13 protein-coding genes are annotated in these 12,583 nt (G+C 68.4%); 12 read left to right on the top strand and 1 reads right to left on the bottom strand.

Annotation, left to right across the window (positions count from 1 at the left end; all coding sequences use genetic code 11):
- The first annotated feature begins 23 nt into the window (after positions 1-23).
- From hemL to KHP16_RS16460, 4 genes are all read left to right on the top strand, one after another.
- Positions 24-1,316, top strand: a complete 1,293-nt coding sequence (gene hemL / locus KHP16_RS16475) for a glutamate-1-semialdehyde 2,1-aminomutase (RefSeq protein ID WP_211960759.1) — start codon at positions 24-26, stop codon at positions 1,314-1,316.
- Positions 1,317-1,391: 75 nt separating this feature from the next.
- On the top strand, positions 1,392-1,991 hold the full coding sequence (locus KHP16_RS16470) for a LemA family protein (RefSeq protein ID WP_115952678.1): 600 nt from the start codon (positions 1,392-1,394) through the stop codon (positions 1,989-1,991).
- Between the two features lie 6 nt (positions 1,992-1,997).
- Positions 1,998-2,903 (top strand): TPM domain-containing protein, encoded by a 906-nt coding sequence (locus KHP16_RS16465; protein ID WP_415926787.1) that lies wholly within the window; start codon positions 1,998-2,000, stop codon positions 2,901-2,903.
- Positions 2,904-2,917: 14 nt separating this feature from the next.
- A complete protein-coding gene (locus KHP16_RS16460; RefSeq protein ID WP_109580339.1) occupies positions 2,918-3,421 on the top strand; it encodes a TPM domain-containing protein in 504 nt (167 codons plus the stop codon).
- A 14-nt stretch (positions 3,422-3,435) separates the two neighbouring features.
- Here KHP16_RS16460 and KHP16_RS16455 read toward each other — a convergent pair whose 3' ends face one another.
- Positions 3,436-4,689 carry an MFS transporter gene (locus tag KHP16_RS16455; RefSeq protein WP_211960758.1) on the bottom strand — a complete coding sequence of 418 codons (1,254 nt, stop codon included), beginning with the start codon at positions 4,687-4,689 and terminating at the stop codon, positions 3,436-3,438.
- Positions 4,690-4,823: 134 nt separating this feature from the next.
- On the opposite strand from KHP16_RS16455, the gene KHP16_RS16450 reads away from it, so the two are divergent.
- The 8 genes from KHP16_RS16450 (at position 4,824) to KHP16_RS16415 (ending at position 12,582) form a co-directional block, all read left to right on the top strand.
- Entirely contained in the window at positions 4,824-5,840 is a 1,017-nt protein-coding gene (locus KHP16_RS16450) for a LysR substrate-binding domain-containing protein (RefSeq protein ID WP_109580337.1), read from the top strand.
- A gap of 1,086 nt (positions 5,841-6,926) precedes the next feature.
- A complete protein-coding gene (locus KHP16_RS16445) occupies positions 6,927-7,112 on the top strand; it encodes a Flp family type IVb pilin (RefSeq protein WP_373561881.1) in 186 nt (61 codons plus the stop codon).
- A gap of 107 nt (positions 7,113-7,219) precedes the next feature.
- Positions 7,220-7,846 carry an A24 family peptidase gene (locus KHP16_RS16440; protein ID WP_211960685.1) on the top strand — a complete coding sequence of 209 codons (627 nt, stop codon included), beginning with the start codon at positions 7,220-7,222 and terminating at the stop codon, positions 7,844-7,846.
- A gap of 53 nt (positions 7,847-7,899) precedes the next feature.
- Positions 7,900-8,070: a hypothetical protein gene (locus tag KHP16_RS16435; RefSeq protein ID WP_167468392.1), complete on the top strand. Its 171-nt coding sequence runs from the start codon at positions 7,900-7,902 to the stop codon at positions 8,068-8,070.
- Between the two features lie 144 nt (positions 8,071-8,214).
- Entirely contained in the window at positions 8,215-9,066 is an 852-nt protein-coding gene (gene cpaB / locus KHP16_RS16430) for a Flp pilus assembly protein CpaB (protein WP_211960684.1), read from the top strand.
- A 104-nt stretch (positions 9,067-9,170) separates the two neighbouring features.
- Positions 9,171-11,003, top strand: a complete 1,833-nt coding sequence (locus tag KHP16_RS16425) for a type II and III secretion system protein family protein (RefSeq protein WP_244835835.1) — start codon at positions 9,171-9,173, stop codon at positions 11,001-11,003.
- A gap of 28 nt (positions 11,004-11,031) precedes the next feature.
- Positions 11,032-11,340: a hypothetical protein gene (locus KHP16_RS16420; protein ID WP_109580333.1), complete on the top strand. Its 309-nt coding sequence runs from the start codon at positions 11,032-11,034 to the stop codon at positions 11,338-11,340.
- Between the two features lie 33 nt (positions 11,341-11,373).
- Positions 11,374-12,582 (top strand): AAA family ATPase, encoded by a 1,209-nt coding sequence (locus tag KHP16_RS16415; RefSeq protein ID WP_109580332.1) that lies wholly within the window; start codon positions 11,374-11,376, stop codon positions 12,580-12,582.
- The last annotated feature ends 1 nt before the right edge of the window (position 12,583 follow it).

Genomic DNA, 12,583 nt, shown 5'->3' with positions numbered 1-12,583 from the left:
CCCATCCCAACATTTCCGTGACCATGTCCCGTAACCAGCAGCTCTTCGACCGTGCCCAGCAAACCATCCCCGGCGGCGTCAATTCGCCGGTCCGCGCCTTCCGTTCGGTGGGCGGCACGCCGCGCTTCATCACGCGTGCCGAGGGGGCGTACATGTGGGACGCGGACGGCCAGCGGTATATTGACTACATCGGCTCCTGGGGCCCGATGATCGTCGGCCATGCCCATCCGGACGTCGTCCGCGCGGTACAGGAAACCGCCGCGCAGAGCTTCTCCTTCGGCGCGCCGACCGAGGGCGAGATCGAGATGGCCGAGGAAATCTGCAAGCTCGTGCCGTCGATCGAACAGGTGCGCCTCGTCTCCTCGGGCACCGAAGCGACCATGAGCGCGCTGCGGCTGGCGCGCGGTTTCACGGGCCGCGACCTCATCATCAAGTTCGAAGGCTGCTACCACGGCCATGCGGACAGCCTGCTGGTGAAGGCCGGCTCCGGCCTGCTGACGTTCGCGGACACCACGCAGAACGCGCCCTCCTCGGCCGGCGTGCCCGCCGACGTGACGCGCCATACGATGGTGCTTGCCTATAACGACGTGCAGCAACTCGAAGAAGCCTTCGCGCGCCATGCCGGCGAGATCGCCGCCGTGATCGTGGAGCCCGTGGCGGGCAACATGAACCTCGTGCGCGCGAGCGAAGCGTTCCTCCGCGCGATGCGCAACCTGTGCAGCCAGCACGGCGCCGTGCTGATCTTCGACGAAGTGATGACCGGCTTCCGCGTGGCGCTGGGCGGCGCGCAGGCGCACTACGGCATCAAGCCCGATATGACGTGCCTCGGCAAGGTCATCGGCGGCGGCATGCCCGCGGCGGCGTTCGGCGGCCGGCTCGACATCATGGCGAAGCTCGCGCCGCTGGGCGGCGTGTATCAGGCCGGCACGCTGTCCGGCAATCCGCTTGCCGTGGCCGCGGGCCTGACGACGCTCAGGCTGATCCAGGCGCCGGGTTTCTACGACCGCCTCGCTTCGCAGACGCGCAAGCTGGCCGACGGCCTGACCGCCGCGGCGCGCGCCGCCAACGTGCCGTTCTCCGCGGATGCGGTGGGCGGCATGTTCGGGCTTTACTTCCGCAACGAGGTGCCGACGAGCTTCGCCGAAGTGACGGAGTCCGACGTCGGCCGCTTCAACCGCTTCTTCCACGCGATGCTGAACGAAGGCGTGTACCTTGCCCCCTCGGCATACGAAGCGGGCTTCGTGTCGGCACAGCATGACGACGCGATCATCGACGCGACGGTAGCGGCCGCGAAGCAGGCATTCGCAGCGGATTGACCGGACCGGGGGTCGCCGCGCATTGACCCTGCGCTACACTGGTTCCTGTCGCACCTTCTGTTCAGGAGCCAATCGATGCGCGCATTCCCGACTCACGTTTTTCGCTGGCTCGCCTTGTTGTGGGCCGCCAGCCTGCTGACCGCCTGCGGATACAACGACTTTCAGGCCAAAGACGAAGCCGTCAAGGCAGCCTGGGCCGAGGTCGTCAACCAGTATCAGCGGCGGGCCGACCTGATTCCCAATCTGGTCAACACCGTCAAGGGTTACGCGAGCCACGAGCGCGAGACGCTCGAGGCCGTGACCAAGGCGCGCGCGCAGGCGACGAGCGTGCAGGTCACGCCCGAGACGCTGAACGATCCCGAGGCCTTCGCGCGGTTCCAGCAGGCACAGGGCCAGCTGACGAGCGCGCTGTCGCGGCTGATCGCCGTATCCGAAAACTATCCGCAGCTGAAGGCCGATGCCGGCTTCCGCGATCTGCAGTCGCAGCTCGAGGGCACCGAGAACCGGATCACCGTCGCGCGCCAGCGGTACATCGCCGCGGTCCAGTCCTATAACGTGCTCGCGCGGAGCTTCCCGACCAATCTGACCGCCATGGTGTTCCGCTACCCGGTCAAGCCGTCGTTTTCCGTCGAGAACGAGAAGGCGATTTCCACGCCGCCGGCCGTCAAATTCTGACGCCACATGCGTTCGCTCGCGGCCTTCCCGCCCACCCGTCGCTGGCTCGCGCTGCCAGGCATGGCGCTGCTGAGCGCGGCGCTGCTATGCATGGCACTTCTGGCCGCGTGCCCGCGGCCCGCGCTCGCGCAGGGCACGACGGACGGCTTCGTCAACGTGCCGCCCCTGACCCAGCGCGTGACCGACCTGACCGGCACGCTCCAACCCGATCAGCGTAGCGCGCTGGAGAATGTGCTGGCCGAGTACGAGCAGCAGCGCGGCAGCCAGATCTTCGTGCTGATGGTGGCGACCACCGCGCCCGAGACGATCGATGCGTACAGCATTCGCGTCGCCGACGCCTGGCGCGCGGGACGCAAGGGTATCGACGATGGCGTGATCCTGATGGTCGCGATGAACAATCCGCCGGACCTGCGCCGCCTGCGGCTCGAGGTCGGCCGCGGCGTGCAGGGGTCGCTGACCGATGCGATGTCCAAGCGCATCCTGCAGGACGTGATCGCCCCGCATTTCCGGCAGAAGGATTTCTACGGCGGCCTCGCCGCGGGTATCACCGCGATTCAGGCGACGATCGACAAGGAAGGCCTCGCGGCGCCGCAGGCGCGGCAAGGCGCGCAGCAGTCGTCGTGGCAGGACTGGCTGCCCGTGTTGTTCCCGCTCGCGATCATCGCGTTCTTCTTCCTCTCCGCGCTGAAGCGCGCCGCGCGGGGGCCGCATATCGTCACGGGACGGCGCGGCTGGCCCGATGTGGCAGCGGGCGGACTCGGCGGCATGACCGGATACGAGATCGGCCAGCGCTGGGGACGCGGCAGTGGCGGCTTCGGTGGCGGGGGCTTGGGTGGCGGGGGCGGCGGTGGTGGCTTCGGCGGCGGCGGAGGCGGCTCGTTCGATGGCGGCGGCGCCTCGGGCAACTGGTAACAGGAGGCCCATCGATGCCCTCGCTCAAACGCGCATTGCGACATCTCGGTACCGCGCAGGGGACCGCGCGGAAGGCCTTTCCGCCCGATGCCCAGCACCGGCTGCAGGTGGCCGTGCACGCGGGCGAGCAGCATCATCGCGGCGAAGTACGCGTGGCGATCGAGGCGAGCCTGCCCGTTGGCCATGCGTGGGCCGGTGTCACGCCGCGCCAGCGCGCCCGCGCGCTGTTCGGGGCGCTCGAGGTCTGGAATACCGAGGACCATTCGGGCGTCCTGCTGTATATCAACCTCGCGGACCATGCGGTGGAACTGCTTGCCGATCGCGGCATCGACGCGCGCGTGAGCCCTGCTGCGTGGCGGCAAATCTGCGATGACCTCGCGCGGGGGCTTGCGAAAAACCTGTCCGTGGATCCCGTGCTCGATGCCATCGCGCGTATCCACGCGCTGCTGATCGAGCATTACCCGTCCGATGGCGGCTACAACCCGAACGAGCTCGACGACCGTCCGATCGTGTTGTAACCGAGGGATGCGCCTCAGCCGCGGTTGCGGCCCAGCATGTACCACACCGCCGCCAGTCCCTGCAGCACGACCAGTCCCGTCCATACCGTCAAGTGCGCGGCCATCGGATAGTGCCCGTCGTTAGCCGGCCAGAAATCGAGCACGAAGCCGATGCCGATCTGGAACGCGAACGTCGCGAGGAACACCGTCAGCGTCAGGGCGGTGGTCGCCCGGCCGATCATCGCATCGGCAAAGCGCCTGGCGAGCACGGCATACGTCAGAATCCCGCTCGAGCCGAACACGCCGTATGCGGCCCATAACACCGCGAGCGGCACGGGCACGCGCAGCATCAGCAGAACCTGGATCGCGATAAAGCCCATCATGCCGAAGCCCGCAAACGCGTAGAGGCTGATGCCCGCGCGTTCCAGATGGCGGGCGGCCCAGCCGGCGCCGACACAGCCCGCCATCATCGCCATGCCGATGACCGACACATAGCTTGCGCTGTCGGCGGCGGCCAGTCCCTGTACGTCGCGCATGAACGTCGTGACCCACAGCGTCTGCACCGCGAGGAAGATGCCCTGGTTCAGCAGCGTGAGGGGCACCACGCGCCAGAAGCGCTCGCTGCCAAGAATCTCGCGCGTGCCGCGCAGCTGTTCGACCAGACTCTCGCGTCCGGCGCGCGGGACGTCGGGCACGCCGAACCACAGCAGCACGGCCATCGCCAGCGAGACGCCGCCCATGGCCGCGCTCAGCGTGCGCCAGTCCGTCCACGAGAGCAGCCACGCGAGCGGTGTGCCGACAACCACCGCGCCGAGGCCGCCGATGGCCATGACCACGCCGTTCAGCAACGGCATGCGTGACAGCGGGAACCACATCGACAGCGCCTGGATCGCGGCGCCGAGGCACACGGATACGCCGATGCCGATCATCATGCGGCCGGCCGCCAATCCCACCATACCGGGGGCCGAGGCGAACACGAGCGAGCCGGCGACCGCCAGCAACAGCAATGCCGCTTCGGTGCGGCGCGGGCCGAAGCGGTCGAGCAGCAGGCCCGCAGGCAGTTGCGCGCAGGCGAAACCGAGGAAGTAGAAGCTGGTCAGCAGCCCGAGATCGCCCGCGGTGAGGCCGAGCTCACGGACGAGATGCGGCGCGAAGCCGAGGTTGACGCCGCGGAAGATATAGGAGACGAGGAAGCCGAGCGAGAACACGGCCAGCACGCGCCATCGGGCATTCGCCGACGCGGGCGGCTGCGGCCGCTTTGTTGTGTTGGCCGCGGCGGCGGTGTCCATCGCGGGGCGGTGGCTCGAATGAGAGATGGCTTCGGAAGCGGCGGTGGTGGGGTTCATCGCTTCATTGTCGTCACCAAAACGGTGCAAGGCCAACGAAAGATACCCGCGCCCATTGTGAGTAGAATTTGACGGCCATGGTCAAACCTTCTCCACCTCCACGTTCGTCCGCCGCCAGGCGCCCCGAGACGCCAGACCCCTCGCCCGGCGCGCCGACGCTGCCGGACCACCCCGACCGCCCGCAGCGTCCCTTCCATCTGCCCCCGCTGCAGGCCCTGCGCGCGCTCGAGGCGGCCACGCGGCATCGGAGTTTTACGCGCGCGGCGGAGGAGCTAGCGCTCACCCACAGCGCCATCAGCCACCACATCCGGGGGCTCGAGGATAGCCTCGGGACCAAGCTGTTTCAGCGAACGGGCAGCTCGATGACGCCGACGAGCGCGGGCGCGCGGCTTGCGGAACAGGTCCGCAACACGCTCGACGACCTCGAGTCCGCATTGCGCGAAGCCACCCACGACGCGGGGCCGCCCGTGGTGCAGTTGCAGGTGAGTGTGATGGCGGACCTCGCCAACGCCTGGCTGATCCGCCGCCTCCCGAGCCTGCACGCGCAGGCGCCCGAGCTCGACCTGCATCTGCGGCTCCATGCCGAGATCTCGCCGCCGCCCGACCCGTACGCGGTAGACGTCGGCATTTGGCACCAGCGCATCGACCTGCCCGGCTTCGTCTGCCACAACCTGATCGAGGACTACGTGATCGCGGTCGCGAGTCCCGCCTTGCTCGCGCAGTATCCCGGCTTCACCGTGGCCGACCTCCCCCGCCTGCCCATGCTGCGTTTCGCGCTGCGCCCCTGGCGCGACTGGCTCGTCGTGGCCGGGCTGCCGCCGGTCGAACCCGAGCGCGGGCCGATCTTCCAGGATGCCGGCCTGATGCTCCAGTCGGCGGTGGCGGGCCTTGGCGTCGCCACGGCGCGCGCGCAGCTCGCCCGCGACTACCTCGCCAGCGGCCAGCTCGTGCAGGTCGGCACCGCGCGCATCCCCTCGAGCCTTCACTACTGGGTCACGTGGCGGGAAGGAAATCCTCGCGAGCGCGCCATCCAGCGTTTTTACCAATGGCTCTGCGAGCAGGTCGAACAATCTTCACTGCCGTTTCCCGTCTGAAACAGTTCCCAGACCGGACGGTCGGGTAATCGCCTGGATGTCGTGTATTCGGCGCTTCACGTTTTTAACAACTCGCGCGCTGAGGACCCACAGGTTTCACGAATGCAACCATTTGGCCCCGCGCGCGTTCGCGCCGGATGTTGCTTGCCGTCTCCATCCTCTGGACGAGGCGGGCGTGCCGCACGCGATCCTTCCGGTGCGCGCCTCGCCCAAAAGGATGAGTGGGGACTCACCCAGTTTGCAGCGCCACCCCCCAGGCCTCCCCACGCCGCCTGCCAAATGCCCTCGTGCATTCGGTCGCGCCGAAAGATGTAGCGTGCGCGCTTCAGTCGGGTTCGCGCGTGCATATGCCGATATCAGCGCTTCATCCATGCAACATTTTGGTCCGCTGTTGCCGTATCCGGCAGAACCCGCTCACCAGCATCACATCCGTCACATTTGACGGTGTTTCATACGCCTTTTCGGTCACAAAAGACCGTTAGAGGCCGGCAATGTGCTCAAAAAGACTAGTAACCGCACAGAAACAATTGGTTACACAGTCTCGGAAACGACGCACCCTGTGCTACCCACCCCTATATAAATCAATGACTTAGCCTCAATGGCACGTTCGTCGCTCCATGTTCCGCAACCACGACGGACGGCCGATGCAACAGCGGACCGGACGGAAGAAAGCGGAAAGGCACAAGTGGGGACGGGGAACGGGCATCGAGGATCGCAGTGCGAGATCCCGCCCGGGGGGAGGAAAGCCGGGCTGGCACGCTGCAGTGCCGCCTGGGACGGGACCCGGAAACGGGACCGTCAACGCGGGTTGCAGCACTTTCAGGCGCGAGCCGGTCCCTGGAGAAGTCTGGATCGGTCCGCGGCGCCCGAGAGGGTGCATGGCTTGCCGGGAGCAGCCAGGCACCGGGCGACGTGCCACGCAACGGTCATTGGCCGCGGCGGGCCGCCTGGGCAGGGTGGAACGGGAACGCGCCCGCGCCAGCGGCCACGGTCCGGTTTGGCCCGGTCGGCATTGCCGGCCGAAGCTTGTGCCCGGTCTCCAGCGGGCGCTTTTTTCCCATCAACCATGACGTGAAGGAGAAGGACATGAACACCATGTTCGAAGGCATCAAGCGTTTTGCTCGTGAGGAAGACGGCGCCGCTGGCATCGAATACGCGCTGCTGCTCGCATTCGTGGCCCTCTGCATGGTCGCCGCGGGCCCGGCGATCGAAACCGCGGTCACGACGATCTGGACGCGTATCCAGACCGCCCTGACGGCCGCCTCGACCTGAGCCGACCGATCGGGCAGCGCGCCGCGCGGCCCGGGAAGTCACGCCACTTTCCGGGCTCCGCGTCGCGCGTCCAGTCTCCATCACTCATCGCCTCCGAGGACCCCATCATGCGCGCCGTTACCTCAGCCGATGCCCATTCGGGCCTGCTGTCCGGGTTCTTCGAGCCTCTGGTCGCCGTGGGCGACATCGCTCGCCTGGGCACCTTCGATCTGCTGACCGCCTCCTGCCTGCTGGCACTCGTGGGCACGGCCGCCGCGAGCGACCTCCGCAGTCACCGCATTCCGAACCGCCTCGTCGCCATGGGCGCCATTGCCGCCCTGGTCGTGCAGGCCGCGCTGCATGGCGCCGCGCCGGGGACGTGGCGCTGGTTCACCGGCCTCGCGGCCGGCATCGCACCGTTCGTGGTGCTGTACCTCGTCAGCGCCGTCGGCGCGGGCGACGCCAAGCTGATGGCCTGCGTGGGCGCGTTCGTCGGCTCCGAGACCGCGCTCGAGATCCTGATCGCCACGCTGCTGTGCGGCGGGGCGATGGCAGTGTGGACCATGGTGGCGCGCCGGCACGTGCGGCGCACGATGGCCGGTGTCGTCGGCACGCTGCTGATGCTGCCGTTCAGCTGGCGCGCTGGCACGAACGGTTCGACACATACCGCAACGACGGTCACAACGACGGCGCGGCTGCCCTATGCCGTCGCCATCGCGGGAGGCGTGCTGCTGGTGATGACCGGCGTCATCTGACGCCACGCACCGGCAGACGCATACCAGCACAACGAAGGAACGGGAGAAGCAACATGGCCAGGTCAGACCGCACTTCACGCAAGGATCGCGACAGCGACGCCAGCGGCACCACTGCCGCCCCCGCGCGCCCCTGCCCCTCCCGCTTCTGGAGCCGCACGCCGCAGGGCGACGCGCCGCTGCAGGCGGCGCGCAACATGCGGCAGCACGCCCGAACGTTCCGCTAGCGAACGGGACACCGCACTACCCCGCATCAACGCATCACCGCATTGCGACCATGGCGCGCCGGCTACCGGCGCGGCCAGGGGAGCGTGCACGCGCTCGCATCGAAGACATCGAACGCACCGCAGACAGACCGGAGGGACCTTGAAATGAGAAACGTACGCACACTGGTGATGCTGCTGGTCGCGGCCCTCGCGGGCCTCGCGGCAGTCGTGATGGCCTCGCGCTGGATGGTCCAGCAGAGCGCCGGCAGCACCACCAAGGTCGCGGTGGCCACCGCTGACATCAACCTCGGACAACGCCTCGCGCCTGAGTTCGTCAAGCTCGTCGATTGGCCGCGCGAAAGCCTGCCACCCGGCGCGATGTCCGACGTCTCCACGGTCGACGGCCGCGTGACCAAGGCCAGCGTGATGCGCGGCGAGCCGATTCTCGAGTCGAAGCTCACACCCGCGGGCACCAAGGGCGGCCTCTCCGCCGTGATCGCGGAAGGCAAGCGCGCCATCACCGTGCGCGTGAATGACGTGGTCGGCGTGGCGGGCTTCGCGCTTCCGGGCAGCTTCGTCGACATCATCGTCAACACGCAGAAGGACGCGGGCAAGAGCGATGCGGGGCAACCCGAGCAGTCGATCTCGAAGATCGTGCTCGAAAAGATCCTCGTGCTGGCCGTCGCGCAGGAGGTCAATCGCGACGAGACCAAGCCCAAGGTCGTCAACGCCGTGACGCTGGAAGTATCGCCCGTCGAAGCCGAGAAGCTCGACCTCGCGCGCAGCGTCGGATCGCTCTCGCTCGTGCTCCGCAACCAGGTCGAGCAGCGCCCCGTCGATACCGCGGGCGCGACCAAGCGCAGCCTGCTCAACGAGCCCGTGGTGCAGGCCGCGGCGCCGGCGCCCACGCCGGTCGTCCGTGCCGTGCAGGTCGTGCAGCGCATCGTCGAGAAGAAGCTCAACGGCCAGTGCGTCGGCGTGATCAGCGGGATGCAGCAGAACCAAGAGTGCTTCTGACGCACCGTGTCCAACACCACCGGGGGAATCCAATGAAAGCCAATCACACGCCCGCACGGACCACGCGACCGGCAAGCCCGGCACGGTGCGCATCCCGCGCGCGGATGCATAGGGTCCTGCGTACCACCACGCTCGCCAGCCTCGCCTTCGCCAGCGTCTGGCTGGCCAGCGAGCAGGTCCAGGCCGCCGAGGAAGCCGCCGCCGCGGCACAGCCGACGCGCATCGCCGCGACCGGTCCGATCCAGTTGACCATCGGCGCGGCGGCCACGCCGCCAGCGCCGGCCGACGGTAGTGTCAGCCGCGGCCCCAGCTGCGCGGGCGCGGCGGCAGAGCCCGAACAGGTCACCGTGCCCGTCGGCAAGTCGCGCATGCTGCCGCTGCCCGAGCCCGTGCGGACACGCACGCTTGGCAATCCGAGCATCGTGCAGGCGATGCTCGTGTCCCCGCAGACGCTCTATGTGCTGGGCCTCGACATCGGCACCACGAACATGATCGTGCAGGGCCGCAGCGGCCGTTGCACGGTGATCGACGTGACGGTCGGCGCCGATCCGGCGGGCCTGCAGTCCGCGCTGCATTCGCTGTTGCCGCAGGCGCGCGGCGTGCGCGTCTCCGCCGCGGCGGACAGCCTCGTGCTGTCCGGCAACGTGCCGGATGCGATCGTCGCGCAGCAGATCATGGATATCGCCAATGCGTTCGTGCAACGCCAGAGCCGCAGCCCGCTGCAGGCGCCGCAGCAGCCGATGGGCACGCCAACGCCCGCGCCGGGCACCCCGGGCATGATGCCGGCGATGGCCATGGGCGGAGCGATGGGTGGCGCCATGATGCCGATGGCAAACAACCTCGCCGCCGCGGGCAACGGCGGCATGCCCATCCGCAGCCCGCGCATCATCAACATGCTCTCCGTCGATGCGCCGCAGCAGGTGATGCTCGAGGTCAAGGTGGCCGAGGTCTCCAAGACGCTGATCGACCAGCTCGGCGCCGCGGCGAACCTGCAGGGCGCGTTCGGCAGCTGGTCGTTCGGGTTGCTCGCGAACTTCCTGTCGGGCGCATCGGGCGTGATCACGGGGTCGAAGGCCAACAACCTTCCGTTCCAGGTCGCGATCGATGCGCAGAAAGGCGACAGCCTCGTCAAGATCCTGGCGGAACCGAACCTGATGGCGATCAGCGGGCAGGAGGCGAGCTTCCTCGCGGGCGGCAAGGTGTTCATCCCCGTGCCGCAATCGACGTTCGGCGGCGTGACCTCGATCGTGCTGCAGGAAGAAACCTTCGGCGTGGGGCTGCGCTTCACGCCGACCGTGCTGGCCAACGGCCGCATCAACCTCAAGGTCGCGCCGGAAGTGTCCGAGCTGTCGCCCACGGGCGTCGCGCTCACCGCGCCGAACCTGTCGGGCTCGACGATCCTGCCGCTGATCAACACGCGGCGCGCGTCGACCACGCTGCAGGTCATGGATGGCCAGAGCTTTGCGATCGGCGGGCTGATCAAGAGCAACGTAACGGGGAGCCTCAAGGGACTGCCCGGCGCCAGCGAACTGCCGATTCTCGGCAACCTCTTCCGCAGCACGAGCTTCCAGCAGGACCGCAGCGAACTCCTCTTCGTCGTGACGCCGCGGCTCGTCAAGCCGCTGCCCGCCAACTACCCGATGCCCACGGATTCGTTCGGGCCTGTCGCCCCCGGCGAGGTCTTCATCAACGGCAACATGGAAGGCCATCCGCGCACGCCGCCGATGCTCGCGCCGCAGCCGGCGCCGATGCCCGCACCCGGCAGCGCGCCGTCTCCGACCACATCGATCGCGCCGCCGCCGGCAACGGTCACCACGGTCGCGGACCCGACCGTCACGGCGACGCCCCTCGCCCCGCCGGCCCCGATGCCCCAGCAGCCAGCGAGCGGCGGCTTCACGCCCACAGCCGCGCTGGCCACCACCGGCAGCACGCAGTAGTCCGCCTGGCATCGTCAAGGAGACCGACATGAAGCACCTCAACCTCACCCCGCTCACCCCGCTCACCGCGCTCGCCGTGATCGCCGCGCTTGGCCTCACGGGCTGCATGAACACCTCGCCTGTATGGGATGCCAACTTCGGCGACGCCGTGCGCACCGTACGCATGATGCAGACGCTGAACCCCAACGCGCCGTACAACCCCGACCCCGTGACCGGCGTCGATGGCCGCGCGGCGACGTTCGCGATGGATCGCTACAACCAGTCGTTCCGCAACCCGCCGACCGACACGAGCGCCTACGTCATCGGCGTAGGCGGCGGCAGCGTGGGCTCGCCCTGATCCACAACGCACGCAGACCAACGGAGATTCCTCATGGCAAAGCTCATCCTGGTGTCGGACGACGACACGCGCGCACGCCAGATGCTGGCGCTGGCCCAGCAGGCCGACATCCAGCGCCAGCCGCAACTCGTCTGTGCGGAGCCAGCCAAGGCGCTCGGCATGGCCGGGCTGATCCATCCCGCGGACTTCCTCGTGCTGCTGGCCGACGAGTTCGACGCCGACGTGCTCGAACGCCTGCGCCAGCGCTTTCCCGAGCCTGGCGACGTCCCCTGCATCCTCGTCACGCCGAACCCCACCGCGGACCTGCTGATGCGCGCGATGCGGATGGGCGTGCGCAGCGTGCTGCGCTGGCCGCTCGACCCGCGCGAATTCAACGCGGAACTCGCCCGCGTGGCCGCGCGCACCCCCGCCGAGATCCAGGCGGAGGCGCGCACGATCTCGTTCTCGTCGTGCAAGGGCGGCGCCGGTACCACGTTCGTCGCGGCCAACTTCGCGCACGCGGTGGCCACGCTGCGCGGCAAGCGCGTGCTGCTCGTGGACCTCGTACAGCAGTTCGGCGACGCGGCATTCCTCGTTACCGACAAGAAGCCGCCCGCGACGCTCGCCGACATCTGCAAGCAGGCCAGCCGCCTCGACCTCGCGCTGCTCGATGCGTGCATTACCCACGCGCATCCGAATCTCGACGTGATCGCCGGCGCGGGGGACCCGGTGAAGGCAGGCGACCTCAAGGCCGCGCATCTGGAACTGATCCTCGACCTCGCGCGGCCCGCGTACGACGTACTCGTGTTCGACGTCGGGCAGGAGATCAACCCTTCGTCGATCATGGTGCTCGACCATAGCGACACCATCCACTGCGTCACGCAGCTGTCCCTGCCCTACCTGCGCGCGGGCCGGCATCTGCTCGACATCTTCCGCTCGCTCGGCTATCCCGCCGACCGCACGCAGCTGATCGTCAACCAGTACGACCGGCACGCGCCGATCACCGCCCGCACGCTGGAAGAGACGCTCGGCGCGCGCGTCGCCCATACGTTGCCCACCGATCCGAAAACCGCGCGCGAAGCGGCGAACCAGGGTGTGCCCGTGTTGCAGCTCGCGCCTCACAGCGCGATCTCGCGCGCGTTCACGCACATGGTGGACGACATGTTCCCGCAGCCCGGCGCACGCGAAGAGGGCCTGCTCTCGCGGCTGCTGGGCCATCGCACCGCGCCGGCTCGCCCGCTCACGCTGGGCAAGCAGGCCTGAC

It is taken from the genome of Cupriavidus plantarum, assembly GCF_905397285.1.
Taxonomy (GTDB): Bacteria; Pseudomonadota; Gammaproteobacteria; order Burkholderiales; family Burkholderiaceae; genus Cupriavidus; species Cupriavidus plantarum.
The sequence above is the reverse complement of the archived record's forward strand: the minus strand, read 5'-3'. Positions and strand labels throughout refer to the sequence as shown.